Here is a 26,429-nt window from a genome sequence, read left to right as displayed (position 1 = left end):
CGTCGCTCCCGTCACGAGGCCGTCACCAAAGGACGCAGTCGCGTGGCCGCCACCCGGTCCACGAGCGGGGCGGCCCGGTCCGCGAGCAGCGTGAGGACCCAGGCGAGGGCCGCCCCGAGCGCCAGGCCCACGGCCACGTCATGCGGATAGTGCACTCCGATCCAGACCCGGGAAACGCCCATCAGCACGGCGGTCGGCGCCGCGACCAGGCCGAGGCGGCGGTCGGCGAGCACCAGCGCGACGGCGGCGGCCGCCGCGATCACCGCATGGTTGCTGGGGAACGACCAGTCGCCGACCGCCGGGCACGCCGCGACGGTCACGGTGTGCAGCGTCCGGCAGGGCCGCTGCTCGTCGAAGACCGATTTGACCAGTGAGTTGACGGCATAGCAGACCACGACGACCACGGGTGCCGCGAGCGCCCGGACCATCAAGGGCTCGCCCGCGCTCCTCGGGACCCCACCCGCGCGCCTTGCCCGCCACCAGGCGGCGACCATCAGCACGGCGAACAGGGCGAGGCCGTAGTCGGACCAGGCGGCGATCACGGTGTTCACGGGGTGCGGGGTGTGCCGGGCGAGGCCGGTGACCCAGGAGTAGAGGGCGCCGTCGACTGACGCACCGCCGAAGGCGAGGACGGTCACGACGCCCTCCCTTCCGAGGCGCGGCGGGCACGCGAGCGCCGCACCTCGAGTGCGAGCGGGATCAGGGAGACGAGCACCACGAGCGCGACCAGCGGCAGCAGATAGCGGTCGACGTTCGGTACCGATGAGCCCAGTGCGTAGCCCGCCAGCACCAGGCCGACCGTCCACACCAGCCCGCCGGTCACCTGCCACACCGTGAAGACCCGAACCGGGACGTCGAGCGCTCCGGCGAGCGGATTGAGGACGGTGCGGACGACGGGGACGAAGCGGGCCAGGACCACTGCCTTCGCGTGCCCGTACCGGGCCAGCAGTCCCTCGGCCCGCGCCGCCCCCTCGTGCAGGCGTCTCGCCCGGCTGTGGGCCAGCAGCGCACGGCCGCCGCGCCGCCCGATCCAGTACCCGGTCTGCGCCCCGACGAGTGCACCCGCCACCGCGGCGGCCAGCACCTGGGGAAGCGCGAGGTGCACGGACCCGTGGGTGCCGCCCGCGCACAGCAACCCGGCCGTGAACAGCAGGGAGTCGCCGGGCAGGAAGAACCCCACCAGCAGACCCGTCTCGGCGAAGAGCACGACGGCGATGCCGAGCGCCCCGAAGGCGGACAGCAGTGATCCCGCGTCCAGGACGTTCACCGCCTGCGCGACGGCGAACTGGGCAGCGGACATGGCGGTGACCCCTCTCATACTGGGACGAGGACCAGATGGCGGGCACGCGCCCGCACTGAGCGACTACAGTCACGTAGACGGTCTACTGCACTGTAGACGAAGAAGAGTCGAGGAGCGTTCCCATGCCCGAGGGGCACACAGATCGGTCGGCCGATGGGCGGATGGACCGCCGCCCGGCGGGCGAGCTGGAGGCGAGCGTCCTGGCCGCGCTGTGGGCCGCCGACGGTCCGCTCACGCCCGGCGCCGTCCAGCGGGCGCTCGGCGGCGGCCTGGCCCGCACCACCGTGACCACGATCCTGACCCGCCTGCATGGCAAGGGCGCGGTCACCCGCGCCCGCTCGGGCCGCGGCTACGCCTACGCCCCCGTTCAGGACTCGCCAGGTCTCACCGCCCGCCGGATGCACGCGGAACTCGACAAGGACGAGGACCGCGGCACCGTCCTCGCCCGCTTCGTGTCCGACCTGAGCCCCGAGGACGAGCAGCTGCTGCGGGCTCTGCTCGACGGCGGCCCGGCGGACCCCGGAGGTACCCCGTGATCTACGCCGTGTGGATCCCGCTGCTCGTCCCCCTGCTCGCCGTGCCCGCCGCCCGGCGTGGCGCCGAGCACCTGCCGCACCGGACGGCCGTCTGGATGCTGACCGCACTCGCCCTCACCCTCGCCGTCTCCAGCACGGCGGCACTGGGCCTGCTCGCCCTCTCCGGCGCCCTGCACCTGCCGTTCGTCGCTGCGCTCGGCCACCTCTCCCCGCCTCTGCTTGGCGGCGACTGGCCCGTGACCGCACCGGCCGCGATCCTGGCCGCCCTCGCGCTGGGGGCCCTCGGCGCCCTGGTGCTGCGCCGCACCAGCCGTCACGTACGCGAACTACGCGCCGCCCACAGGCAGTTCACGAGCCCGGCAACCGCCGGAGATTTGTCCGTACGGCACGACGACCAACCCGACGCCTACGCCCTGCCCGGGCGGCCGGGCCGCATCGTGGTGACAACCGGAATGCTGCGCGCCCTCAGCGCCCGGGAACGCGAGGTGCTCTTCGCCCACGAGCGCGCCCATCTCACCGGCCGCCACCACCTCTTCCTCGCGGCCACCGAGTTCGCCCTCGCCCTCCACCCTGTGCTCCGCGGCCTGCGCGCACCGCTCTCCTACGCCCTCGAACGCTGGGCCGACGAATCCGCTGCCGCAGTGACGGGCGACCGCGCCCTCACCGCCCGCGCCATCGGACGCGCAGCACTCGCCGCCCACACCGCGGGCCCCGCCCCGCGCCCCCGCATGTCACTCACGGCCACCGCAGGCCCCGTCCCACGCCGCGTCACCGCCCTGCTCAACGCCGCCCCACCCTCGACCCGGGCCGGCCGCCTGCTCACTCGCGCCCTGGCCTGCCTCCTGATGCTCTGTGTGGCCCTGTCGGCGGCCGCGGCGATCGACGCGGCCACCGATCTGCACACAGGCATCGAAATCGCCCAGGGGGAGGCCCTGCCCCACTCCGGCGACGCCGACTGAACCCGGTTTTAAGCCTCCTTGGTGAGGCGGGTGACCACGCTGCCGGCGACCGTCAACGCCCGAGTCCTTCAGGTGCCCTGACGCTCCGCACTCCGGCCTCAGCCGAACTCCGGCGGCGGCCGCCGACCCGGTGGCCGCCGCCTCGGCCTGCCCGCACCTTGCCGCCCGCCGTGGTCGCCGGGTGAACGCGAGGTGCGGTTCCGCCGCGAAGTGAACACAGGGCGGCGGTCCAGCCAACTCCCTCCATGAACCCCACCAGTTGAACATCCCGGGCCCCCATACTCGCCGGTGTCCCATACGGCACTTCCCGGGAGGCTGAGCATGGCCCTTACCACCCGTCGCAGAGCCCTCACCACCTTCGGCGCCGCCCTCGCGGGCAGCGTCGTCGCCCCCGCTGCGTACGCCGGGGCGAGCGAGCGGCAGCGCGGGCCGCGACCGCTCCTGCGCGCCCACGCGCACAACGACTACGAGCACCCCCGGCCCCTGTTCGACGCGCTGGACCACCGTTTCACGAGCGTGGAGGCCGACATCTACCTCGTCGGAGACCAGCTGCTCGTCGCGCACGACCCCGTGGACCTCGACCCGTCCCGCACGCTCGAATCGCTGTACCTGGACCCGCTGCTGGCCCGCATCCGGGCCAATCAGGGCTCCGTGTACGGCGGTTACCGCACGCCCCTGCAACTCCTCATCGACATCAAGACCGAGGGCGCCTCGACGTACCTCGAACTCGACCGGCACCTGCAGCGCTACCGGCAGATCTTCACCACGTACGCGCACGGCACAGTGCATCAGAGGGCGGTCACCGCGGTGATCTCCGGAGACCGGGGTGCGCGCGCCCCGATGGAGGCGCAGCAGGTGCGCCGCGCGTTCTACGACGGCCGGCTGGCCGACCTCGGATCGTCGGCGCCCGCCTCTTCCATCCCGCTGATCAGCGACAACTGGACCAACAACTTCACCTGGCAGGGAGTCGGCCCATTCCCCGCGGCCGAGCGCGACAAGCTCCACGGCATCGTCTCGGCCGCCCACGCGCGCGGGCAGCGCGTGCGCTTCTGGGCCACTCCCGACGTGGCAGGGCCCGCACGCGACGCGGTGTGGAGCGAGCTGCTCGCCGCCGACGTCGACCACGTGAACACGGACGACCTGGCAGGGCTCGAGGTGTTCCTGGACGCTCACGGCAAGGCGTAGGTGAACGGCCCTCAGTTCGGTTCCCCCTTCGGGGCATTGCCATCACAGCGAGTCAAAACACTTTCGGGGGACACGCCAGTCACCGGGACCGTCCCTCCGCTACGCCACACTTGCGGCCGAAGGCCACGGGTGTCGACGTGGCGGAGGAGACCGGGGCGATGGCTGTTTCAATTTCTGCGGTGCTGCTGCTGCTCATCCTGGCAGTGGTGTTCATGCGTAACGGCTCCCTGAAGGTCTCGCACGCCTTGGTGTGCATACTGCTCGGGTTCTATCTCGCGAGCACGAGCATGGCGCCGACCATCCACGAGGGCCTCTCGGCGACGGCGGAGATCGTCAGCCACCTCAATCCGTGAGCGGGCCGGGGCACGCCATCCGTAGTACCCGCGGCTGGCCCCGGCCTGATCGACTTACGCGACTTACGCACAGGCGACCACAGCTGTCGCCTGCTCCGTTGCTATGAGCCGCGGGTTCATGAGCCATGGGCGGGCCGTGAGCGCCTGCCCCTCACACCCCGTTGGCCACCATCGCCGGATCGTCCAGCACGGCCCGTACGACCGAGTGTGCCGCGCCGAGCAGAGGGCCCTCCGGGCCGAGGCGGGATACGGCGACGCCGCAGGCCAGGCGCGCGGTGCGGCTCCCGAGCTCGCGTTCCAGCGCGGGGAGTAGCCAGGGTGCGAGCCGGGACAGCGCCCCGCCCAGGACCACGGTGTGCGGGTCGAGGAGATTGACGGCACCGGTGAGTGCGATGCCGAGCGCCGTGCCGGCGCCGCGCAGGGCCCGCCGTACGTCCTTGTCGCCCTCGGCGGCGCGGTCGGCGAGCAGCCCGACGCGGCCTTCGCCCGGGCCGAGGCCCGCTGCCCGCAGCACGGCCTCCACGCCCGCGTACTGCTCGAGACAACCACGTCCGCCGCACCGGCACTTCGGGCCCTCGGGGCGTACCGGGACGTGGCCGAGCTCGCCGGCGAACCCGCGGGTGCCGCGCAGCAGGCGGCCGTCGACGACCACCGCCGCGCCGATGCCGATCTCCGCGGACACGTGTACGAAGTCGGGCGGTGTGGCGTCGCCGAGCCACAGTTCCGCCAGGGCGCCGAAGTTCGCCTCGTTGTCCACCGTCACGGGCAGGTCCCCGGCGAGGAGCTGCCTGAGGTCGGTGTCGCGCCAGTCGAGGTTCGGTGCGCGGACGACCATCCCGGTGCCGCGCTCCACCAGACCGGGGACGGCGACCGCCAGCCCCGCGGGGCGCAGGCCGGCCTTCTGCGCTTCGCCGGCCACCTGATCCACGAGCGCGACCAGCTCCTCGGTCACCGGTTTCGGGGCCCGGCCGCGGTTGTCGCTCCAGTGCACGGCACGCGCGCGTACCTCGCCGCGCAGATCGACCGCACACACCGCGAGGTGGTCGACGCCCACCTCGGCGCCGATGCCGGCCGGGCCGCGGCCGCTCACCGCGAGCGCCGAGCCTGGGCGGCCCCGTCCCACCCGGCCGGGGCGCTCGGGTCCCAGCTCGTCGAGCAGCCCCGCCCGGATCAGCTCGTCGACCAGCGTCGACACCGCGGCGCGTGTCAGGCCGATCCGGGAGGCGACCGCGGCGCGCGACAGCGGCCCGTCCGCGGCGACGGTGTGCATCACGCGGGACAGGTTGCGGCGGCGCATGCCCTGCTGGGTGTCGGGCGTGCCCCGGCGGGCGTCGTGCAGCGGTGCGGTCATGCCTCCCTCAGTCCTCGTCGGTTCGCATCCGGGGTTGGGCGGTGCGCGCCCGGGAGCCGGGCGCGCAGTCCGGGTTCAGGATGCGTCCGGGCGCCTGTCCAGCAGCGCGGCGGCGTCGGACAGCACTCCGGAGATTCTGCCGAGTGCCGCCTCGTCGCGTTCCACCGGCTCCAGGACAGGGCCCTGTGCGGTGCCCCAGCGCCGTGCGACAGCAGCCGGGTCCTCGCCGGTGAGAAGCCCGGCGGCCTGCGCGGCCGCACCCAGCGCGACCAGCTCCTTGGCCTCTGGGATCTGCACCGCCCGGCCGGACAGCCGCCGTACGGTCTGCTGCCAGGCCGTGCCGCGGGCGCCGCCGCCGATGAGCAGCAGCGGAGCGGTCGGGTCCGCGTCCTCGTCCAGCACCAGCTCGAGGGCGCCGAGCAGCGAGTGCACCGCACCGTCGTACGCCGCCTGCAGGAGCTGGCCGGGCGTCGTGTCGTGGCGCAGCCCGTGCAGCAGGCCGGAGGCGTTCGGCAGGTTCGGCGTGCGCTCGCCGTCCAGGTAGGGCAGGAGCGTGACGCTGCCGCCGGGCTCCACGGCCTGCCGGTCGATGCCGAGCAGCGCGGCCACCCGGTCGACGGCGAGGGTGCAGTTGAGGGTGCAGGCCAGGGGCAGCCAGTCGCCGCGGGCGTCGGCGAAGCCCGCCACGGTGCCGGACGGGTCGGCGGGCCGCCGCTGCGACACCGCGTACACGGTGCCGGACGTGCCCAGGCTGAGCACGGGTGTGCCGGGACGCAGGCCGAGGCCGAGGGCGGCTGCCGCGTTGTCGCCGGTGCCCGGGGCGACCAGCGTGCCCTTGGCGAAGGGCAGGTCACCGCCGCGCACGGTTCCGGCGACCTCTCCGGGGCGTACGACGGTGGGCAGCAGGGCCGGGTCGAGACCGACGCGGCCGAGGATCTCCTCGTCGTACGACTCGCCGGCCGACGACCACCAGCCCGTGCCCGAGGCGTCGCCGCGGTCGGTGGTGCCGGTTCCGGTCAGGCGCTCGGTGAGGTAGTCGTGCGGCAGACGGACGGCGGCCGTGGCGCGGACCGCCTCCGGCTCGTGCTCGGCGAGCCACGCCCACTTGGTGACCGTGAAGGACGCCCCCGGCACGCTGCCGAAACGGTCGGCCCACACCTTGGGCCCGCCCAGCTCCTCGATCAGCCGCTGGGCCTGCGGCGCCGACCGCACGTCGTTCCACAGCATCGCGGGGCGCACCGGCCTGCCCTGCGCGTCGAGCGTGACGAGCCCGTGCTGCTGGCCGCCGATCGACACGGCCGCGGCCTCGTGGGCGGCGTCTCCGCACTGGCGCAGCGCCTCGCACAGGGCGCTCCACCACTGCTCGGGGTCGCTCTCGCGCCCGGCGCCGGACGTGACGGTGTGCGGCGCCTGGCCGCTCGCCACGATCTGCCCGGTGGCGGTGTCCACGACCAGGGCCTTGGTGGACTGCGTGGAGCTGTCCACGCCGACGACAAGGGGTCCCTCGGCTGCTGACATCGGGCTCTCCGTTTCTGCGGCTCGCGCCGGGCCCGTCGTGGGCCCACGCTGTTTCTGGGGCTCTGCGCATCCCTGACAGGTCTCGGGGTTCCCGTTTCCCGACCGAAACCGCCGGTCTTGTCACACCCGTCTTCCCAGAGATGCGTTCGCATACTAATTTGTAAAGTGCCATGACGAAATAGTCGGAGCGAGCAAGGAGCCGCGGCATGAGCTACCAGCCCACCCCTGAGGACAGGTTCACCTTCGGTCTGTGGACCGTCGGCTGGCAGGGCAGGGACCCCTTCGGTGACGCCACCCGGCCGGCCCTGGACCCGGTCGAGACCGTCCAGCGCCTGGCCGAGCTCGGCGCGTACGGTGTGACCTTCCACGACGACGACCTGATCCCGTTCGGGTCCACCGACACCGAGCGCGAGGCGATCATCAAGCGCTTCCGCCAGGCGCTCGACACCACCGGCATGAAGGTGCCGATGGCCACGACCAACCTCTTCACGCACCCGGTCTTCAAGGACGGCGCGTTCACCGCGAACGACCGTGACGTGCGCCGTTACGCGCTCCGCAAGACGATCCGCAACATCGACCTGGCCGTCGAGCTGGGCGCCACCACGTACGTCGCCTGGGGCGGCCGCGAGGGTGCCGAGTCCGGCGCCGCCAAGGACGTGCGCGTCGCGCTGGACCGGATGAAGGAGGCCTTCGACCTCCTCGGCGAGTACGTGACCACTCAGGGCTACGACCTGCGCTTCGCCATCGAGCCCAAGCCGAACGAGCCGCGCGGCGACATCCTCCTGCCCACGATCGGCCACGCTCTCGCCTTCATCGAGCGCCTGGAGCGGCCCGAGCTGGTCGGCGTCAACCCCGAGGTGGGCCACGAGCAGATGGCGGGCCTGAACTTCCCGCACGGCATCGCCCAGGCCCTGTGGGCGGGCAAGCTGTACCACATCGACCTCAACGGCCAGTCCGGCATCAAGTACGACCAGGACTTCCGCTTCGGCGCGGGCGATCTGCGGCAGGCGTTCTGGCTGGTCGACCTGCTCGAGTCCGCCGGCTACGCGGGCCCGAAGCACTTCGACTTCAAGCCGCCGCGCACCGAGGGCTTCGACGGCGTGTGGGCGTCGGCCGCGGGCTGCATGCGCAACTACCTGATCCTCAAGGAGCGCGCGGCCGCCTTCCGCGCCGACCCGGAGGTCCAGGAGGCCCTGCGCGCGTCGCGCCTCGACGAGCTGGCCAAGCCCACCGCCGAGGACGGCCTGTCCGCGCTGCTCGCCGACCGCGCCTCGTTCGAGGAGTTCGACGTGGAGGCGGCCGCGGCCCGCTCCATGGCCTTCGAGCACCTCGACCAGCTGGCGATGGACCACCTGCTGGGGGCGCGGGGCTGATCCTGCCCCACGTGTGCCCGGGCGGAGGTGGGCCCGGGTTGGTCTGGCCGGGGGAGGGGCGGCCCGAGGTCCGGGCGGAAGGGCCCGGAATCGGGCGCTCCATGGCTGGTATGCGTTCGATACCTGCCAACTTCCGTCCAGCGGTCGCGTCTTGACCGGGACGAGGAGACGCTTGACGGTATGGCCATACCGCCGGTACCGCCTCAGCCCCCCACTCCGCCTGGTGACACGCCGCCTCCCGGGGGCGGCGGCTTCGAGCCGCCGCCCGGTGGGTACGGCCCGCTTTCTGGTGGGTACGGTCATCCGTCCGGCGCCGGCTACGGCCCACCGTCCGGTGGCGGTGGGCAGCCGCCGTCCGGGGGCGGCCGGCCGCCACAACCGCCTCCCGGTCCGCCCGGAGGGGGGCCCGGCCGGGGAAACCGCGCCCTATTCATCGTGCTCACGGTGATCGTGGCCGTGGGCATCGTCGCGGCGGTGGTCCTGTGGGCAGGCCGCGGAGATGACGCGCCGGGCAGGAAGTCACCGGCGGAGAGCAGCACGGCCCCCACACCCACCCCTTCGCTGAGCATCCCGTCGGACATCCGCACCCTGCTGCCCACCGAGATCCCCACCGAGGTGCCTTCCCTGCCCTCGGACTTCCCCATCCCCAGCGACATCGCGTCGCTGCTGCCGGCAGAGTCACCTGCAGCGTTGGGGCCGACGACGGGAGGGGCGGCCGGAAACTGACCTATCCGCTGGTGCCAGGCGCGCCGTCGCCGGAAAAGGTCCGTTCACTCGCCGCCGGCCGCCACCGCCAGGGCCGTCGCCGGATCGGGTGTGGAAGGGCCTGCCGGGGCCCAGCGGCCGCGCTCTTTGCGGTACGGCCACCAGCGGCCGTCGCGCCCCAGACGCAGCTGCGCCTCGACAACCGCCGGGCGAGCGTCGACCGGCTGGGCGCCGGACGCCGGGGACTCGACCGCTTGGGCGCCGACCACCGTCCAGCGGTTGCGCGCACCACGCAGCTCGGGCCGTTCGTCCTCGTCCCACGCCGATTCCAGCGCGGCACGCGCGCGTGCCAGTTCTTCCGGCTCTGGCGTCCACTCCTCGTCGAGTACCGAGAGGGCTGCCGCACCGCCGTACGTCCAGGCGCGCACGGCGAGGGCGAGCCCGTCCCGGTCCCGGCCCGATGCGGATGCGAGCCGGGCCGTGATCTCTGTCCCGGGGGCATCGGCAGTAGCCAGGCGAATAGCATCCTGATCCACCGTCAGGTCGAGTTCGAGAGGCTGCCGTTCATGGCCCGGGGCGAGGGCCTCGGTCAACAACCGGCGCGCCTCCGCAGCCGCCTGCGCCGCCAGGAACTCCAGCGCCAGCACATCAAGACCGGGTCCTGGCTCCGCCTCCGCGTCCAGCGATGGTGGCACCCCGGGCTCTTGAGGGGCGGGCGGCGGTGCGGGCAGCGGCGGCGGGATCTGCCCTGCAACGGCGTACGCCTGCTGGGCGTCGACGCCCTCGGGAGTGTCCGTCTGCACCTCCTCCGGCCGGGCCTGCGCGGAAGCCTGCGCGACACTGCGGACCTGCAACTCGTCCAGCAGTTCGCGCTCGCCGCGGCCGCGCATCAGCAGAAGCACGAACGGATCCTGGTCCAACAGCCGCGCCACCTGGTAGCAGAGTGCCGCGGTGTGCGCGCAGTGGTCCCACGCCCCGCAGCCGCACTCCGGCTCCAGATCACCGATGCCCGGCAGCAGCTCGACGCCTGTGGCCGCCGCGTCCTCGACCAGATGCGGCGGCATGTCGCGGTCGAGGAGTGCCGCGATGTGCCCTGCACGCTCGACGGCCATGTCCAGGAAGCGGTCCCACTCCTCGTCGCTCAACTGCTGCAGGAGTACGTCGGAGCGGTGCCGGGTGTGGTCCCGGTCCTGGACGACCGCGGTGATCCGGCCGGGGCGTACCGACACCGCGCCCACCGCCCCGGCGCGCGCGAGACTGCGGCCCGTCTTGACCTGCTCGGAGTCCAGAGCCGTGTCCTCCAGCGCCCTGAGCCAGGCCTGGCCCCACCAGGTCGCTGCGAAGCCGCGTCCGCGCGCGGGCGGCAATGCGGCGAAGGTGCGTTCGTGACTGGGCTCGTTCAGGGTTTCGTCGGCGTGGCCGTACTCGTCACCCTCGATGTCCTCATATCTGCGGCTCATCGGCCGTCGCCCCCTCGCAGCTCCACCAGATCGGCCAGTTCGGCATCGGTCAGTTCCGTCAGGGCGGCCTCGCCTGAGCCGAGCACGGCGTCCGCCAGTGCGCGTTTGCGCAGGAGCATGTCGGCGATGCGGTCCTCGATCGTGCCTTCGGCGACGATCCGGTGCACCTGCACGGGCTGGGTCTGCCCGATGCGGTACGCGCGGTCGGTCGCCTGGGCCTCGACGGCGGGGTTCCACCAGCGGTCGTAGTGCACGACATGGCCGGCGCGGGTCAGGTTCAGCCCCGTGCCGGCAGCCTTCAACGACAACAGGAAGACCGGGACTTCACCTTCCTGGAAGCGGTCGACCATGGCCTCGCGCTCGGCCACGGGCGTGCCGCCGTGCAGCAACTGCGAGGGCACACCGCGCGACGTCAGATGCTGCTCGATGAGCCGGGCCATCCGGACGTACTGGGTGAACACCAGCACGCTTGCGTCCTCGGCGAGGATGGTGTCGAGCAGCTCGTCGAGCAGGTCCAGTTTTCCGGAACGTCCCGCGAGCATCGGGTGCTCCTCCTTGAGGTATTGCGCGGGGTGGTTGCAGATCTGCTTGAGCCCGGTGAGCAGCTTGACGATCAGCCCGCGGCGGGCGAAGCCCTCGGCACCCGAGATCTCCGCGAGCGTCTCGCGCACCACGGCCTCGTACAGGCCCGCTTGCTCCGGGGTCAGGGACACAGCCCGGTCGGTCTCGGTCTTGGGCGGCAGTTCGGGGGCGATGCCCGGATCCGACTTGCGGCGGCGCAGCAGGAACGGGCGGACGAGCCTCGCGAGCCGTTCGGCGGCGGCCGGGTCCTGGCCGCCCTCGACGGGCTGCGCATAGCGGGTGCGGAACGTGCCCAGCCGGCCGAGCAGCCCCGGTGTGGTCCAGTCGAGAACGGCCCACAGCTCGGAGAGGTTGTTCTCCACGGGGGTGCCGGTGAGCGCCACGCGCGCGTGCCCGCCGATCGTCCGCAGCTGCCTGGCGGTCGCCGAGTAGGGGTTCTTGACGTGCTGCGCCTCGTCGGCGACGACCAGCCCCCACTGCGTACCCGCGAGCTGCTCGGCGTCGAGCCGCATCGTGCCGTACGTGGTGAGCACGAATTCGCCGTCGGTCAGGCTCTCCAGACTGCGGCGCCCGCCGTGGAAGCGGCGCACGGGGCAGCCGGGCGCGAACTTCTCGATCTCGCGCTGCCAGTTGCCCATCAGGGACGTCGGACAGACGACGAGCGTGGGTCCCTCCGACGCCTCGTTCGTCTGCCGGTGCAGATGCAGGGCGATCAGCGTGATCGTCTTACCCAGGCCCATGTCGTCGGCCAGGCAGCCGCCCAGACCGAGCGAGGTCATACGGGCCAGCCAGTTCAGGCCGCGCAGCTGGTAGTCGCGCAGGGTCGCGTCGAGCCCGGCCGGCTGCCCGACCGGCTCCATGGCCTCCGGGTCGGCCAGCCGCTCGCGCAGGGTCGCCAGCCAGCCTGTCGGCCGTACCTCGACGCGCCGCCCGTCCACCTCGGTGGAACCCGTCAGGACGGCGCTCAGCGCGTCGATCGGGGTGACCTTGCGGTCCTGCTGCTCCCGGGCACGCCGGACCTCCACCGGGTCGATGAGCACCCATTGGTCGCGCAGGCGCACGACGGGTCGGCTCGCTTCGGCGAGGTGGTCCAACTCCTGGCGGGACAGCTGCTGATCGCCCAGTGCGAACCACCAGTCGAAGGCGAGCAGGGCGTCCGCGGACAGGAACGACGGTGCGTCGGAAAAGGAGCCGCTTCGGGTCTTCTGCTCCTCGCCTCGAGCGCCGTCCCGGTTGCGGTCGTCCGGGGCGCCGTCGTCCGGAGGGCCGATGACCGCGCGGGCGGTCAGCTTCCGCGCCAGTTCCTTGGGCCAGTGGACCCCCACGCCCGCCGCCGCGAGTCGCCGGGCCCCCTCGCCGAGCAGATCGGTGACCTCTTCGTCGGCGAGCTCGACGGCGTCGGGCACGGTGGCCGACAGCAGAGGAGCGAGCGGGGGCCAGACGCGGGCCGCGCGCCGCAGCGCGAGCAGGGCGTCCATCCGCGCGCGGGACCCGAACGACCGCGTCGAAGAGCTGGTCGCGGCCCACACCTCGGCCGCGTCCGCGACCACCGTAGGATCGCTGACGCTGTGCATCTGCGGCACGGCCCGGAACGCGATCGCGGTGTCGTCGTCCGAGGTCGCCGAGGCGAGTCCCGGCACCTCGACACGCAGCGAGATCCGTACGCCCGCGTCATGCCCCTCGGCCACATCGGCGGCCCACGCGCGGTGCTCGGGGACGTGCTGCGGCCGGTGTGCCGCGAAGGCCGGACCGCCTGCGGCGAGCGCGGCGGCGGGGGAGCGCGGCAGCGTGTCGGCCACGGCGTCGAGGAAGGCGCGCAGCAACCGCTCGGAGTCCGGCAACCTCGGCGGTCCGGCGCCGTCGAGCGGGACCGCGTGCGCGGCCGGGGGCATCGCGGCGGCGAGCTCACGTACCCGCTGAAGGTCCTCCGGGCGCAGCGGGCCCGCACGCCAGGCGTCGTGGTCGGCCGGCGTCAGCCCAGGCAACAGCAGTCCGCGCGCGACGAGTTGCAGCGCCAGCACCGTGGCCGCTCCCCAGAAGGCGGCCGCCGGATGCGCCTGCGCACGGGCACGCGCGCGTGTGAGCACGGGGAGAGCCTGCCGCACGGGCAGCACGAGGGCGGGTACGCCCACGAGCTCGACGCCGTGGTCGTGGGGGAGGGCGACGGTCAGTTCCTCGACCGCCCCCGCGGCCACCGTGGGAGGCGCGGTCCCGTCGGCGTGCCAGAAGGCGACGCTGCCGCCGCGCGCCGGGTCGGCGGGCAGGAAGACGACTGAGCAGCGGGACAGTTCTGAGATCTCGGAGGGTGTTGCTGCGGGCAGGTTCTGCACAGCGATGCCACATTCCTCAAATTTGACTACTGAGACCGGAGTCGTCGAGGGTACCTCACTCCGCGACCCCAAGAAGGGCGTTCCTCGCGCCGATCCGGACCGCCCCACCCCAGGGGTGTGGTCAGCACCCCGTGCCGTGCGGGGCCTGCCCCAGGTTCCGCTCGGGTGGTGGCTCCATGGTCGCGGCAGGTCACGGATCCGTACGTTTCTTGAGGTCAGATGACCAGCGAGAGACCGGAGACCTGCCATGATCCAGGCTGCCGCAGCCACTGCGGAGCGCTTCCCGGGCGCTGCCGGGAAATCGCCCACCGGAAGTGAGTTTGCGCCCCTTCTGCGCACGGTCAGGGGTCAGGGGCTGCTCGACCGCCGCACCGGCTGGTACATGCTGGGCATCGCCGTCAACACGCTCGCACTGGGTGCCGCGGTCACCGGCGTCGTCCTGCTGGGCAACTCCTGGTGGACTCTGCTCCTGGCGCCGCTGCTCGCCGTACTGTCGGCACGCACGGCGTTCATCGGTCACGACGCCGGCCATGCCCAGATCACCGCCAACCGCTCCCTGAGCCGCGCCATCGGCCTCGTCCACGGCAATCTGCTCCTGGGGATGAGCTACGCCTGGTGGAACGACAAGCACAACCGGCACCACGCCAACCCCAACCACATCGACAAGGATCCGGACGTGGCCGCCGACGTCCTGGTCTTCACCAGCGGGCAGGCCAGGCTGCGGACCGGTTTCCGCCGCTGGCTGACGCGCAACCAGGCCTGGCTGTTCTTTCCGCTGACGCTTCTGGAAGGCGTGGCCCTGAAGGTCTACGGCTTCCGGGACCTGCGCCGGCAACCGCCGCGCGAGCGAGCCGTTGAGGCACTCTTCCTCCTGGCGCATGTCGTCGGCTACGCGACTCTGCTACTCACCACCATGTCCCCGGGCAAGGCCGTCGCCTTCGCGGCACTGCACCAGGCCCTGTTCGGGCTGCACCTCGGCCTGGCCTTCGCACCCAACCACAAAGGCATGGACATGCCGGACCCGGACGCGGAAGAGCGCTGGGGGCACCTGCGCCGGCAGGTGCTCACCTCGCGCAACATCCGCGGAGGCCCGGTGACCGACTGGTTCCTGGGCGGGCTCAACTACCAGATCGAGCACCACCTCTTCCCCAGCATGCCCCGCCCCCACCTGCGGCTCGCCCAGCCCCTGGTGCGAGCCCACTGCCGTGACCTCGGCATCCCCTATACCGAGACCGGGCTGGTCGACTCCTACCGCCAGGCCATGCGCCACATGTACGAGGTGGGGGAGCCCCTCAGGGTCGAGTAGGAGTGTGCACCTCAGGGTCGAGTAAGGGTGCACGTCAGGGTCGTTTCAGGGTGGTGAACTGGAACCGCCGGGGCCACCAGGCCGTTTTCAAGGCAGAGAGCGGCAGCAGCCGCGAAGGAGGCGACGCATGTCCAAGAACGCGAAGATCGCCGCAGGAGGTGTGGCGGCCGGGCTCATCCTGTGGATCTGGCTGCCCTGGTGGGCCGCCCTCCTGATCGTGCTCGGGGTGCCGGCGGCGGCGTATCTGGCCCTCGACCCCTCCCAGCGGCGCAGGCTGCGCCGTGTCACGCGCAAGGAGCTCGGCCGCTGAGACAGGCGCCCAGCGGCCGATGCCCCTTGGGGCGGGCACCCAGCGGCCGACGCCCCTAGATCTCGCAGGAGCTGACGACGTCGCCGCTCGCAGGCCGGCCGATGGTACGGTCCGCGGGCGGCACGGCCCCGTCCTCGACCCACGCGGTGAGCGCGCCGAAGGCTGCCCGGTAGCACGGCAGGATGGGCCGCAGCCGGTCCGGATACGTGTCGTACAGGCCGTCGATGTGCGTGCCGCCTTCGACGGTGTAGTAGCGGTGCAGACCGTCACGGCCCCTGCCGCCGATCATCCGGTCGTACACATCTGAGTCGGCGGCCTTCGGCAGCAGCGCGTCGAGATCGCCGTGCAGCGTGATCAGCGGCTTGCCGATGTGGCCGGTCAGCGCGACGCGTGCGACGGCACGGTGGACGGACGCGGGGCGCGACGCGTAGTCGTACGCCGCGTCCGAGGCACACGGAGCCAGGATCTGCTCCGGTGTCGAACCCGCCGAGGCGCCCGGGCATGCATGGTCGTACGCCGGATCGAACTCGGCGCGGTAGATCTTCTGCGTCACCCCCCAGTACGCCTTCTCGTGGTACGGCCACAGGAACTCGGAACCGCGCGCGAAGCCCACGGCGTACAGATCCTCGTCCCGGGCCTTCCCCAGGCTTCGGGCCACCGCCGAGGGCAGAGAAGTCAGCAGATTCGGGCCTCCAGCTGTCCAGAGCGCGCCCTCCCAGTCGACACCGCCGTCGTACAGCTCCGGATGGTTCTCGAGCTGCCAGCGCGTCAGATAGCCGCCGTTGGAGATGCCGGTCATGTAGGTGCGCCGTGGCGTCTGACCGTAGCGCTTCGCCACCGCCTCCTGAGCGGCGCGCGTGAGCTGGGTGGTGCGCGTGTTCCATTCGGCGACCGCGTCGCCGGGGCGCCTGCCGTCACGGTAGAAGTCGGGACCGCTGTTGCCCTTGTCGGTGGCCGCGTATGCGTAACCCAGGGCCAGCACATGGTCGGAGATGGCCTTGTCGGTCGCGTACTGCTTGCGGGTGCCGGGAGCCCCCGTCACCACGAGACCTCCGTTCCAGTGGTCGGGAAGGCGGATCACGAACTGCGCGTCGTGCTGCCAGCCGTGCGTGGCGTTGAAGTGCGAGGTGTCCGGGAAGTACCCGTCGATCTGCACACCCGGCACCCCCGACGGACTGCGGGTGCCCGCCGCGGTGAGCCCGGCCTGGTCTGCCGTGTCCGTATACGGCGTTCCGGCGAGGGCCGCCGTCGTCAGGTCCGGCAGACAGGCGAGCCGCTGGTGCGCGGCGCCGGGGACCCGGACGTGTTCCTGCCGGGCGCAGTGAGCACCGTCGGCGTCGGCCAGGTCGCCGGACGCGGACTCCGCCGCGGCCGGGCCTGTGGCGACGACCGCCAGCAGAGCTGCGGCGAGCAGCGGAACACCTCTGGACACACGCATGAGAGCCTCCGTGACACGGCGGAACGAAGCGGCGGGTGGGCGGCCTCATCGTGCTGTCGTCGCCGGAGGGCAGCTATGGGTTGGGGCCATATGGGCGAGCGGCGTTATGTGTGGGACACGCATCCCCGGTGTGGACGCGTCTTTCTGTCGTACGCCCGGTGTGCCTCAGGAGGGACGTACCGCCATCTTGTCGAGCGCCTCGAGGAGTCCGGGAAGCTCAGGTCCGCGGCCGACCGGAAGCACCTCGCCGGGCTCGTCGTCGAGCAGTACGAACGCGATGTCGTCGGTCCGGGCGACCATCGACCAGCCCGGGCCGTCGGCACGCAGCGTGCGCGCCTCGCCGGACGCGAAGGAGGAACGCACGCGTCCCAGGGGCGGGGGAGCGTCCAAGTAGGAACGCGCCTCCGCAAGGACCCGCCGGATGCCGCTGTGCGGCTTGTGTCCGCCGTCCTCCTGGCCGGTTGCCGCGGCCGGCTCCTCCTCGCCGTCGCTGTCCGGCGCGCTGGAGGCGGCGAAGTCGGCGTCGTCGATCTGCTCCCGCCACGCCGCCCACTGGAGCGCGATCTCGTCGGCTCCCAGCCGCCGTTGGGCCGGGCCCCAGGTGCTGGTGTCGGGCGGCGACAGCGGCGGCCGGTCGGTCAGTTCGGGGTCCGGCTCGGGATCGTGCGGAGCGGGCACGCCGGGCGCGGCGACGGCCACCGCGAGGGGCCAGCCCGGCAGCGCGGCCACCACCGTGCGCTCGTCGGGCGACAGGTCGTACTCCATGCCGCAGTCCCAGGACGCGATCGCGACGGCCACCAGTGACACGTCGTCGACGACCACCGTCCAGCGCGCGCCCGCGCTGTCCTGACCGAGCACCAGGCCGTAGCCGTCGGCGAGCGGTGCGAGGCCCAGCGCCTCACACGCCTCCGGATAGTCGTCGCCCAGCACGCTCGGGAACTGAGCGGGCGTGAGCAGCACCGCGGTCAGTACATAGAGCGCGTCGTCTCCGGCAGTGGCGACGGCCTCTTCCGTCCCGGCCATCCCAGCCTCCCCATAAGCTTCCTTCGTCGGCGCACCCTAACCATTCGCCGACGAGCTCGTCGAGGGCCTATGGACAGGAATTCGATCGTGGTCCTCGCAGGTCGGCCCTTACGATCAGCGACATGTCCGGATCCCGTACGCACTTCGTCTGCCTGCCGTGCCGCGTTTCCCACAAGAAGGCGCCCGACCACGCGCGCGTGCGAGTCGACATCTGCCCGCGGTGCGGTGATCAGTTGCTGAACGCGGGCACGGCACTCGCTGTGCCCAAGCGCCGGGACACCGCCGCATGGCGAGCCCTGACCGTGGCCCTCATGGCAGGTGTCCGCTTCCACCAGTCCTGCTGCGGCTGCGGCCCCGGCTACCGTCCGCGCACCGTGCGCGAGGTCCGCGAACGGCTGGCCCACGCGGCCGATACGGGCATCTCCGTGCGCGCCGCTCTGGTGTGCGCGGACCCCACGCACACCGACGTCAGGCGACGGGCAGGCCGAGGAGCGTACGAGCGACGGCCTGAGGGGACTCGTCGCGCTCCCGGGCGAGCGCGATGACCGCGCGGCACGCGAGCTCTCTGACACCGAAGGACAGCGCCTCCGGTGACACCCAGGAAGCCGCCTCGTCCATCTGGTCCTGGTCGTCCTCGGCGCACGCCGAGACGTAGGCGGCCGCCGCCTCGAAGACGTTGTGTGTTCGTTTCCGCCCGGATTCCGCCGCCGGAGCGTGAAAGAGCTTGCGGAGCTTGTCAATCATGTGGTCACTTCCCCGTGTCTGACCGCCACACCAAACCGCTCACCTGTGCCCCTCAACGTAGAGTCCGAACGCGGGCGGCAGAAGAGGGCCGGGGCGGCGATCCGGGCGGCCACCCACTGCAGAGTGGGTGAGCTGCGGAGTCTTTCCTCGTGAACTCACGCCCCGCGCACGGCCAGCGCCAGGAACCGGGCGTCCTCGTCGACGTACGACGTCATGCGCCAGCCCGAACTCTCCAGCAGCGGGCCGAGATTGTCCTCGGCCCGCAGGTCGTCCGGCGTGATCCGGCGGCCCTGCCGCGCGGCCAGCGCCGCCCGGCCTATGGGGTGGAACAGCGCGAGCAGGCCGCCCGGGCGCACCACCCGTGCCAACTCCCGCAGATTCTCGGCCGGTTCCGGTAGATGAGCGATCAGACCGGCCGCGAAAACCGCGTCGAGCGACTCCGTCCTCACGGGCAGTCGTGCGACGTCGGCGAGCAGAAGAAGCCCGGCACGGTCCCGGCTGGCCCGCGCGGCGGCCTCCAGCATCGCCGGGGTCAGGTCGGCGCCGAGCACCAGCCCGGAGGGCCCCACGGCGTCCCGGAGCGCGGGCAGCGCGCGCCCCGTGCCGCATCCCGCGTCGAGGACACGGTCGCCCGGGCGCAGTCCGAGTTCGCCGACAGCGGCTCGAAAGGCCGGACCGTCGTCGGGGAAGCGCGCGTCCCAGTCGGCTGCGCGGGCCGCGAAGAATTCCTGAACGCGTGTGTGGTCGTCGGTCATGCACCCATGATCCTCCACGTCGTGCACACGCAGACCATGCAACATGTTCGAGCGTGACGCGATCGTTCAGGTGCATCTCTCTGTCATATTCCAGCACCTTTCGAAATGTGCGCCTTTTGTGCGACCCGCCCGGGACTAGCGTCCCTGGGCCATGGGACACCTGGACCACGCCGCCTTCGGCTGGCTTACCCCCGTGCTGTCATACGTGATGGCGTGCATCGGCGCCGCGCTCGGCCTGCGCTGCACCGTCCGCGCGCTCGCCGCCACCGGACGCTCCCGCCGCAACTGGCTCATCACCGCGGCTTCCGCCATCGGCACAGGAATCTGGACGATGCACTTCGTGGCGATGCTCGGCTTCAGCGTCAGCGGCACGGAGATCCGCTACAACGTGCCGCTTACCATCCTCAGTCTGATCGTCGCGATGGCCGTCGTCGGCGCCGGCGTCTTCGCCGTCGGCTACAGCCGCGACCGCGGCCGGGCGCTCGCACTGGGCGGCCTGACGACGGGACTCGGCGTCGCGAGCATGCACTACCTCGGCATGGCGGCCCTGCGGCTGCACGGCGATGTGGACTACGACCCGCTGCTCGTCGGGCTCTCCGTCGTGATCGCCGTGGTCGCGGCGACCGCGGCCCTCTGGGCGGGGCTCAACATCAAGTCGCCCATCGCGGTCGCCGTCGCCTCCCTCGTCATGGGCGGGGCGGTGAGCAGCATGCACTACACCGGAATGATGGCCGTGAGCGTGCAGGTCGCCCCCTCCACCGCGGCGCTGCCCGGGGCCACGGTCATGCAGTTCGTCTTCCCCCTCGCCGTGGGCCTCGGTTCCTATCTGTTCCTGACCTCGGCGTTCGTCGCGCTGTCCCCCACCGCGGGGGAGCGCGAGGCCTCCGCATCGGCCCAGCGGCCGGTCGAGAGCGTCGCCCGATAGCGGCGGTCCGGGCCGACAACGGCCCGGCAGGCACGCCCGGCCCCCGACGGCCCGGCAGGCACGCCCCCGAACCCATCCGAGCGAGGAGGCCATGCGCACACCCCGAAGGAACCAGACGACCGGCGCACCACCCCGTTCCGCGCCCCCTGCGCGCGGCCGCCGCGCCCACGCCGGACCACCCGCCGTCGAGCATCCCGGCCGGGACGCGGACGACACGGCATCATCGAATGCCCCCTGGTCTCCCGCGCGCGCGGGACGATGGCGGATGCGCCCGCGCACCGTACGGGCGAAGATCGTCTGCCTGCTCATGGTGCCGGTCGTGTCCCTGCTGGCCCTGTGGGCGTTCGCCACTGTCAGCACTGCCCAGGACGTCGCGCGACTGCGTCAGTTGCAGCGCGTCGACAGCGAGGTCCGTGCCCCGGTCGCCGACGCGGTCGCCGCCCTCCAGGCGGAACGATCCGCTGCCGTGCGGTACGCGACCCGGCCCGCCACCGGACGCGAGGACGAGCTCAGGAAACTGGCCGACCTGACCGACCGCGCGGTGGCCGGGCTGCGGCTCGACGACGACCACACCGTCGCCGACGGCGCCGACCTCCCCACCGGTGTGGCGGAACGTCTCGGCACCTTCGTCGACGGCGTCGCGAGCCTGCGCACCCTGCGCACCGCGGTGCTGGAGCGCCGGACGGGCTGGGACTCGGCGTACGAGCAGTACACCAAGACCATCTCCAACGCCTTCGGCGTCGGCGGCTCCCTGACCGGGATCCAGGACGCCGAACTTGGCTCCGACGCGCGCGTGCTGCTCGAGTTCTCACAGGCCGGCGAGATGCTGGCACGCGAGGACGCGCTGCTGTCCAGCGCGCGTCTCACTGGTTCCCTCGACGGTGAACGGCTGCGCCTGTTGACCGGGGCCGTCGACACGCGGCGGACCCTGACCGACTCGGCGGCCGCCGACCTGCGCGGACCCGACCGCGCCGCCTGGCGCGACCTCGCGGACGGCAACGCCTACGCCGCGATGACCGCCGTCGAGGACAAGGTGCTTCTCGCGCCCGCCGGCCGCAAGGCGATGGCGGCCGCCCCTGCGGGTTCGTGGGACTCGGCGCACGCCACCGTGCTGGACGAGCTCCGCACCATCCAGTCGGATGCGGCACGCAGGGCCGCGGACCGGGCCGACCCGTTCACCCGAGGCGTCCTGACGTCGGCAGGCGCCGCCGTCCTTCTGGGCCTCGCCGCGGTCGCCGCCTCCCTCGTGATCTCCGTACGCATCGGCCGCGGCCTCGTCGTCGAGCTCGTGAGCCTGCGCAACAGCGCCCTGGAGATTGCCCGCCGCAAACTCCCGAACGCCATGCGGCGGTTGCGCTCCGGCGAGGAGATCGACATCCGCGCCGAGGCGCCGCCGGGGCCGCCCGCAGAGGACGAGGTCGGCCAGGTCTCCGAAGCCCTCGGCACCGTCCACCGGGCCGCTCTGCGCGCCGCCATCGAGCGCGCAGAGCTTGCGAGCGGCATCTCCGGAGTCTTCGTCAACCTCGCCCGCCGAAGCCAGGTCCTCGTCCATCGCCAGCTCAACCTCCTCGACAGCATGGAGCGCAGGGCCGAGGACCCGAACGAGCTGGGCGACCTGTTCCGCCTGGACCACCTGACCACCCGTATGCGGCGGCATGCGGAGAGCCTGATCATCCTGTCGGGATCAGCGCCGGGCCGCGCCTGGCGCATGCCCGTCTCCCTGACGAACGTCGTGCGCGCGGCGGTCTCCGAAATCGAGGACTACGCGCGCGTGGAGGTACGACACCTCCCCGAGGCCTCCGTGATGGGTTCCGCGGTCGCCGACGTGACCCACCTCCTGGCCGAACTCGTGGAGAACGCCGCCCAGTTCTCGCCACCCCACACCAAGGTGCGGATCAACGGCGAGCCCGTCGGCAACGGCTACGCCCTGGAGATCGAGGACCGCGGACTCGGCATGGGCAAGGACACCCTCGGCGAGGCCAACCGGCGCATCGCGCAGTCCGAGGCACTCGACCTGTTCGACAGCGACCGCCTCGGACTCTTCGTGGTCAGCAGGCTCTCCGCCCGCCACAGCATCAAAGTGCACCTGAGGACCTCCCCGTACGGAGGCACCACCGCGGTCGTCCTGCTGCCCACCGCCCTGCTGCACACCGGCGCCGCCGAACAGCCCACAACCCGCACGATGGACACAGGGGCGGGCGAGGAGCGGCACTACGCGCGCGTGCAGGAACCGGGCCGCCAGCACGGCGAACACGCCTCCGTCCCGGCCGAGGCGGTACCCCGCCCCGCCCTCGTCGCACCCGTGCAGGCCGTCCGCGAGACGTCCGACACCTCCTCGGAGCCGGCGCCGCCACCGGGCGTCGCCACCCTCCGTCTTCACCGGCAGCCCTCCGGGGACGACTCCGACACGGACGGGTCGGAGGGGCTGCCTCGCCGTATCCGCCAGGCGAGCCTCGCGCCCCAGCTGCGCGAGGACCGGGCAGCGGAACCGGCACCGAACACGAGCCCCCAGGACAACCACGAGCGCACTCCGGAGCAGGTCCGTCAGCGCATGGCGGCGTACCGCGACGGCTGGGCGCGCGGCGGCGGCCGGCCGCCCGGCACCGGCTCCGCTCCCCGCAGACCCGCCTCCGGGCCGGGCGCAGACAGCAGCGAAGGAGACCACGCATGATCCAGGACCCGAGCACCGGGACCACCCAGCGTTCCGGCGAACTGGACTGGCTGCTGGACGACATGGTCCTCCGCGTCACCGAAGTCCGGCACGCCGTGGTGCTGTCGAACGACGGTCTCGCCGTCGGCGCGTCGACCGCCCTCACCCGTGAGGACGCCGAGCATCTGGCCGCCGTGGCCTCGGGCTTCCACAGCCTCGCCAAGGGCGCGGGCCGCCAGTTCGGCATCGGCGGAGTACGCCAGACCATGGTCGAGCTAGACGAGGGATTCCTGTTCGTCGCCGCCGCGGGCAGCGGCTCCTGCCTCGCCGTCCTCACCGCCGCAACGGCCGACATCGGCCTCGTGGCGTACGAGATGGCGCGGCTGGTGAAGCGGGTCGGCGAACATCTGCACACCCCCGCGCGCGTGCACGCGCGCCCGCCGGCCGGCGGATGACCGAGAGCGGCGACGCACATGAACCAAGACAGGCCGGGCGCCCCCCAGCAGCCCGGCAACCGGTGGTACGACAACGACGCGGGCCCCCTCGTCCGCCCCTACGCGATGACGGGCGGCCGGACCCGGCCGGGCCCGGCCGGGGCGTACTTCGACCTCATCGCGCTCATCACGCTCGACGAGAACGCGCCGCGCTACGACGAAACGGCTCTCGGGCCGGAGCACCGTGCGCTGATCGAACTGTGCCGCATCGACACCCAGTCGGTCGCGGAACTGGCCGCCGGTGCCGATCTGCCCGTGGGCGTGGTCAGGGTGCTGCTCGGCGACCTCCTGGAGCTGGGCTGCATCACGGTCAGCCGACCGGTGCCGCCTGCCCAGCTCCCCGACGAAAAGATCCTCAGGGAGGTAATCAATGGGCTCCGAGCGCTCTGAGACCGCGGGCGGGACGACGGCCCCGATGGCGTTGAAGATCCTGGTCGCGGGCGGCTTCGGAGTGGGCAAGACCACCCTGGTCGGCGCGGTCAGCGAGATCCGGCCGCTGCGTACGGAGGAACAGCTGAGCGAGGCCGGCCAGTCGGTCGACGACACCGATGGCGTGGATCAGAAGACCACGACGACCGTCGCCATGGACTTCGGCCGCATCACCATCAGGTCGGGCCTGTCGCTCTACCTATTCGGCACACCGGGCCAGGACCGCTTCTGGTTCCTGTGGGACGAGTTGTCGCAGGGCTCGCTCGGCGCCGTCGTACTGGCGGACACCCGGCGGCTCGAGGACTGCTTCCCCGCCGTGGACTACTTCGAGCACCGGCGCATCCCGTTCGTGGTGGCCGTGAACTGCTTCCCGGGCGCGCGCACCTACGGTGCCAAGGACGTGTCACGTGCCCTCGACCTCGACCGGGGCACGCCGGTTGTGCTGTGCGACGCCCGTGACCGCGACTCCGGAAAGGAGGTGCTGATCCGGCTCGTCGAGTACGCCGGGCGGATGCATACCGCCCGGCTGCTCGACTCGGTCGGGTGACGACGGCTGACCATGCTGTGGCTGACCGTGATGTGAGGGATTGATCCGGCCGTCGGGACGGGTCAGTCCGCGACCCCGGACTCGGCGACGACCTGATCGATCCTCACCCGCACCAGGAGCTCGCCCGGCACGCCGTTGCGGGCCCCGAACTCCTCGGCCTTGTCCTCACCCATGTAGCGTGCGCCGATCCGCGTCGCCCAGCGGCGCACCTCGTCGAGGTCCTCGGACAGCTCCGCGTGCCCGCGCAGTACGACGAAGGCGTACGGCGGACGGTCGTCGTCCACGCACAGCGCCACCCTTCCGTCGCGTGCCAGGTTGCGTCCCTTCACCGTCTCCCGTCCCGTGTTGAACACGAGATCGCCTCCGTCCAGCACGAACCAGACCGGTGTCACGTGCGGACCGCCGTCGGCGCGGACGGTCGAAAGCTTGCCGGTGCGGGTGCCGTGCGAGACGAAGGCCCGCCATTCATCGTCGGTCATCCTCTGTGCCATGCCCCCATCCTGCTTGCCCGGATGCCGGCGGTGGGGAAGGCTGGCGGCTCGGATCCTCCGGACCGGAGGCGACCGCATCGGAAACGGGGAGAACGGAATCATGGCGCGGAACGGGGAACTCGGTTGGCTACTGGACGACCTGACGAATCGGGTCGACTCGGTACACCATGTGCTTGTGCTCTCCACCGACGGGCTCGTCACGGGTGCGAGCACCGGGCTCAGGCGCGAGGACGCCGAGCATCTGGCGGCCGTCTCATCGGGGTTGCACAGTCTGGCCAAGGGATCGGGCCGCCACTTCGGCGCTGGAGGCGTACGCCAGACGATGATCGAGTTCGATGAGGCGGTGCTCTTCGTCACGGCGGCCGGCGACGGCAGCTGCCTGTGCGTGCTGACATCCGCGGAGGCCGACATCGGCCAGGTCGCCTACGAGATGGCGCTGCTCGTCAACCGCGTCGGAGAGCACCTCGCCGTGGACACCCGGCACCGGGCAAGCTCCCCAGTCAACGAAGTCGACGAACTCTGACCTGGGCACACGCTCTCTGACCTGGGCATACGCGCTTGCCGTCGGAGTTATCCACAGGCTCGGCGGAGAGGGCTGGGGTCGGGCTACGGTTTTTCCCGGGAGTGGTCACCAGGTACTACTCACGTCACTTCTCACGGGGGAGAACCGACATGGCAGGCAACATGCTGACGACGGCCGCGTCCGCACCGGCCCATCCGCACAGTGCCCGGGCGCACAGTGACCGCCCGTCGCTGACGCAGAGTCGCGCGGCCCGCGAACTCGGACTGAGGCGGAGCGAGTTCGAGCTGGCGGTGCTGCTGGGACGCATCCGCACCGTGCCGGACGAAGCCGGTGGGCGGCGCCGCGTCGCCGTCGAGGAGATCGAGCGCGTGCGCGCCGCCGAAGGGTTCCCCGACTCGGTGCGGCAGCAGATCAGAGTCGTGGGCACGACCGAGGGCGCCGAGCTGATGGGCATCAGCTCGACCAGGTTCACGAAGCTGGCCCGCCTCGGGCTGGTCGTGCCCGTGAAGTTTTATCTGAACCGGTACAGGGCGGTGGTGTGGCTGTATCTCGCGCAGGATTTACAGCAGTTCGCCGAGGACCCCGCCAACGCGCCGTTGCTCAGCGGCCGGGTCGCCACCGCGCTGCGGGACCAGCTCGCGGAAGGCGTGGACTTGCGCGCCCGGAACTGGCGCGGCCGCCACACCGGATTCCACCTGCGCGGCACGGAGGACACATGGGAGCGCGCCGCGATCGTGGCCTCGCTGCTCGACCCGGTCCAGGTCGCCGAGCTCGTCCCGGATCCCTATGAATGCTCCTATCTGAACCGACTGCGGCCCCGGGCGCCGGGTCACGGCGCGCCCGATTCGCCGGCGGCGCAGCTGACCGAGCGGACCATGACGGCGGACGACCCGGACGAGATCCTGTGGGTGCGTGCGAACCTGTCACTCGCCCTCGCCGAAGCCCGGGAGGACCGGCCTGCACCACGCCCGACATCAGGAGGAGGCATCCCCGTTCCGCGGTCGCCGCAGCACGGGGCGAGCCCGGCATGCGAAGCGCTCGGCGGCCTGCCCGATGCCAAGCAGTCGAGAGGCCTGCTCAGGTGGATGCGCCGGAAACACGCCGCAGGCACCTGATCTGCGGCCCCGTGCTCGTAGGCGCCG

General features: G+C 72.1%; 26 protein-coding genes. 15 read left to right on the top strand and 11 right to left on the bottom strand.

Annotated elements, in window-relative coordinates:
- Positions 1 to 11: 11 nt before the first annotated feature.
- The gene (locus ABT009_RS07350) at positions 12 to 638 is read right to left on the bottom strand and encodes a phosphatase PAP2 family protein (RefSeq protein ID WP_351290576.1); all 627 of its coding nucleotides are present in this window, start codon (positions 636 to 638) and stop codon (positions 12 to 14) included.
- Positions 635 to 1,300, bottom strand: a complete 666-nt coding sequence (locus ABT009_RS07345; RefSeq protein WP_351290574.1) for a DedA family protein — start codon at positions 1,298 to 1,300, stop codon at positions 635 to 637. The genes ABT009_RS07350 and ABT009_RS07345 overlap by 4 nt, the downstream gene beginning before the upstream one ends.
- A gap of 122 nt (positions 1,301 to 1,422) precedes the next feature.
- Here ABT009_RS07345 and ABT009_RS07340 point away from each other — a divergent pair, with 122 nt between their 5' ends.
- From ABT009_RS07340 to ABT009_RS07325, 4 genes are all read left to right on the top strand, one after another.
- On the top strand, positions 1,423 to 1,836 hold the full coding sequence (locus ABT009_RS07340) for a BlaI/MecI/CopY family transcriptional regulator (protein WP_351290572.1): 414 nt from the start codon (positions 1,423 to 1,425) through the stop codon (positions 1,834 to 1,836).
- The gene (locus tag ABT009_RS07335) at positions 1,833 to 2,795 is read left to right on the top strand and encodes a M56 family metallopeptidase (RefSeq protein ID WP_351290569.1); all 963 of its coding nucleotides are present in this window, start codon (positions 1,833 to 1,835) and stop codon (positions 2,793 to 2,795) included. The genes ABT009_RS07340 and ABT009_RS07335 overlap by 4 nt, the downstream gene beginning before the upstream one ends.
- 321 nt (positions 2,796 to 3,116) lie before the next feature.
- On the top strand, positions 3,117 to 3,980 hold the full coding sequence (locus ABT009_RS07330) for a phosphatidylinositol-specific phospholipase C/glycerophosphodiester phosphodiesterase family protein (RefSeq protein ID WP_351290567.1): 864 nt from the start codon (positions 3,117 to 3,119) through the stop codon (positions 3,978 to 3,980).
- 158 nt (positions 3,981 to 4,138) lie between these two features.
- Positions 4,139 to 4,333 carry a hypothetical protein gene (locus ABT009_RS07325; RefSeq protein WP_067284266.1) on the top strand — a complete coding sequence of 65 codons (195 nt, stop codon included), beginning with the start codon at positions 4,139 to 4,141 and terminating at the stop codon, positions 4,331 to 4,333.
- Between the two features lie 151 nt (positions 4,334 to 4,484).
- Here the strand turns inward: ABT009_RS07325 and ABT009_RS07320 are convergent, their stop codons facing one another.
- Together ABT009_RS07320 and xylB are read right to left on the bottom strand one after the other, a co-directional pair.
- A complete protein-coding gene (locus ABT009_RS07320; protein WP_351290564.1) occupies positions 4,485 to 5,684 on the bottom strand; it encodes an ROK family protein in 1,200 nt (399 codons plus the stop codon).
- Between the two features lie 75 nt (positions 5,685 to 5,759).
- Positions 5,760 to 7,202 (bottom strand): xylulokinase, encoded by a 1,443-nt coding sequence (gene xylB / locus ABT009_RS07315; protein WP_351290562.1) that lies wholly within the window; start codon positions 7,200 to 7,202, stop codon positions 5,760 to 5,762.
- Positions 7,203 to 7,408: 206 nt separating this feature from the next.
- Here xylB and xylA point away from each other — a divergent pair, with 206 nt between their 5' ends.
- Together xylA and ABT009_RS07305 are read left to right on the top strand one after the other, a co-directional pair.
- Positions 7,409 to 8,575: a xylose isomerase gene (gene xylA / locus ABT009_RS07310; RefSeq protein ID WP_351290560.1), complete on the top strand. Its 1,167-nt coding sequence runs from the start codon at positions 7,409 to 7,411 to the stop codon at positions 8,573 to 8,575.
- Positions 8,576 to 9,010: 435 nt separating this feature from the next.
- A complete protein-coding gene (locus ABT009_RS07305; RefSeq protein ID WP_351290558.1) occupies positions 9,011 to 9,301 on the top strand; it encodes a hypothetical protein in 291 nt (96 codons plus the stop codon).
- A 44-nt stretch (positions 9,302 to 9,345) separates the two neighbouring features.
- Here ABT009_RS07305 and ABT009_RS07300 read toward each other — a convergent pair whose 3' ends face one another.
- Entirely contained in the window at positions 9,346 to 10,740 is a 1,395-nt protein-coding gene (locus ABT009_RS07300) for an SWIM zinc finger family protein (protein WP_351290556.1), read from the bottom strand.
- Positions 10,737 to 13,652, bottom strand: coding sequence for an SCO1167/SCO6262 family helicase (locus ABT009_RS07295; RefSeq protein WP_351290554.1), 2,916 nt, complete (start codon positions 13,650 to 13,652; stop codon positions 10,737 to 10,739). The genes ABT009_RS07300 and ABT009_RS07295 overlap by 4 nt, the downstream gene beginning before the upstream one ends.
- A 247-nt stretch (positions 13,653 to 13,899) precedes the next feature.
- On the opposite strand from ABT009_RS07295, the gene ABT009_RS07290 reads away from it, so the two are divergent.
- Positions 13,900 to 14,958 carry an acyl-CoA desaturase gene (locus tag ABT009_RS07290; protein WP_351290552.1) on the top strand — a complete coding sequence of 353 codons (1,059 nt, stop codon included), beginning with the start codon at positions 13,900 to 13,902 and terminating at the stop codon, positions 14,956 to 14,958.
- A 127-nt stretch (positions 14,959 to 15,085) separates the two neighbouring features.
- On the top strand, positions 15,086 to 15,268 hold the full coding sequence (locus tag ABT009_RS07285; RefSeq protein WP_351290550.1) for a tail-anchor membrane protein: 183 nt from the start codon (positions 15,086 to 15,088) through the stop codon (positions 15,266 to 15,268).
- Positions 15,269 to 15,323: 55 nt separating this feature from the next.
- Here the strand turns inward: ABT009_RS07285 and ABT009_RS07280 are convergent, their stop codons facing one another.
- The 4 genes from ABT009_RS07280 to ABT009_RS07265 form a co-directional block, all read right to left on the bottom strand.
- Positions 15,324 to 16,706: a tannase/feruloyl esterase family alpha/beta hydrolase gene (locus tag ABT009_RS07280; RefSeq protein WP_351290548.1), complete on the bottom strand. Its 1,383-nt coding sequence runs from the start codon at positions 16,704 to 16,706 to the stop codon at positions 15,324 to 15,326.
- 165 nt (positions 16,707 to 16,871) lie between these two features.
- Positions 16,872 to 17,729, bottom strand: coding sequence for a hypothetical protein (locus ABT009_RS07275; protein WP_351290546.1), 858 nt, complete (start codon positions 17,727 to 17,729; stop codon positions 16,872 to 16,874).
- 468 nt (positions 17,730 to 18,197) lie between these two features.
- On the bottom strand, positions 18,198 to 18,473 hold the full coding sequence (locus ABT009_RS07270; protein WP_351290544.1) for a hypothetical protein: 276 nt from the start codon (positions 18,471 to 18,473) through the stop codon (positions 18,198 to 18,200).
- A gap of 155 nt (positions 18,474 to 18,628) precedes the next feature.
- Entirely contained in the window at positions 18,629 to 19,228 is a 600-nt protein-coding gene (locus ABT009_RS07265; protein ID WP_351290542.1) for a class I SAM-dependent methyltransferase, read from the bottom strand.
- 151 nt (positions 19,229 to 19,379) lie between these two features.
- Between ABT009_RS07265 and ABT009_RS07260 the strand changes: the two genes are divergently transcribed.
- The 5 genes from ABT009_RS07260 to ABT009_RS07240 all read left to right on the top strand — a co-directional run bounded on the left by ABT009_RS07260 (position 19,380) and on the right by ABT009_RS07240 (position 24,273).
- The gene (locus ABT009_RS07260) at positions 19,380 to 20,153 is read left to right on the top strand and encodes an MHYT domain-containing protein (protein WP_351290540.1); all 774 of its coding nucleotides are present in this window, start codon (positions 19,380 to 19,382) and stop codon (positions 20,151 to 20,153) included.
- 91 nt (positions 20,154 to 20,244) lie between these two features.
- Complete coding sequence (locus ABT009_RS07255; RefSeq protein WP_351290538.1) at positions 20,245 to 22,824, top strand: sensor histidine kinase; 2,580 nt, start codon at positions 20,245 to 20,247, stop codon at positions 22,822 to 22,824.
- Positions 22,821 to 23,258: a roadblock/LC7 domain-containing protein gene (locus tag ABT009_RS07250; RefSeq protein ID WP_351290536.1), complete on the top strand. Its 438-nt coding sequence runs from the start codon at positions 22,821 to 22,823 to the stop codon at positions 23,256 to 23,258. The genes ABT009_RS07255 and ABT009_RS07250 overlap by 4 nt, the downstream gene beginning before the upstream one ends.
- A gap of 18 nt (positions 23,259 to 23,276) precedes the next feature.
- Positions 23,277 to 23,687 (top strand): DUF742 domain-containing protein, encoded by a 411-nt coding sequence (locus tag ABT009_RS07245; protein ID WP_351290534.1) that lies wholly within the window; start codon positions 23,277 to 23,279, stop codon positions 23,685 to 23,687.
- Complete coding sequence (locus ABT009_RS07240; protein ID WP_351290532.1) at positions 23,668 to 24,273, top strand: GTP-binding protein; 606 nt, start codon at positions 23,668 to 23,670, stop codon at positions 24,271 to 24,273. The genes ABT009_RS07245 and ABT009_RS07240 overlap by 20 nt, the downstream gene beginning before the upstream one ends.
- A gap of 62 nt (positions 24,274 to 24,335) precedes the next feature.
- Here the strand turns inward: ABT009_RS07240 and ABT009_RS07235 are convergent, their stop codons facing one another.
- The gene (locus ABT009_RS07235; RefSeq protein WP_351290530.1) at positions 24,336 to 24,764 is read right to left on the bottom strand and encodes a PPOX class F420-dependent oxidoreductase; all 429 of its coding nucleotides are present in this window, start codon (positions 24,762 to 24,764) and stop codon (positions 24,336 to 24,338) included.
- Positions 24,765 to 24,864: 100 nt separating this feature from the next.
- On the opposite strand from ABT009_RS07235, the gene ABT009_RS07230 reads away from it, so the two are divergent.
- Positions 24,865 to 25,287 carry a roadblock/LC7 domain-containing protein gene (locus ABT009_RS07230; protein WP_351290528.1) on the top strand — a complete coding sequence of 141 codons (423 nt, stop codon included), beginning with the start codon at positions 24,865 to 24,867 and terminating at the stop codon, positions 25,285 to 25,287.
- Between the two features lie 149 nt (positions 25,288 to 25,436).
- The gene (locus ABT009_RS07225; protein WP_351290526.1) at positions 25,437 to 26,402 is read left to right on the top strand and encodes a DUF6397 family protein; all 966 of its coding nucleotides are present in this window, start codon (positions 25,437 to 25,439) and stop codon (positions 26,400 to 26,402) included.
- The last annotated feature ends 27 nt before the right edge of the window (positions 26,403 to 26,429 follow it).

It is taken from the genome of Streptomyces sp. NPDC002896 (assembly GCF_040295225.1).
Classification (GTDB): Bacteria; Actinomycetota; Actinomycetes; order Streptomycetales; family Streptomycetaceae; genus Streptomyces.
This window is presented reverse-complemented; position numbering and strand designations above follow the sequence as displayed.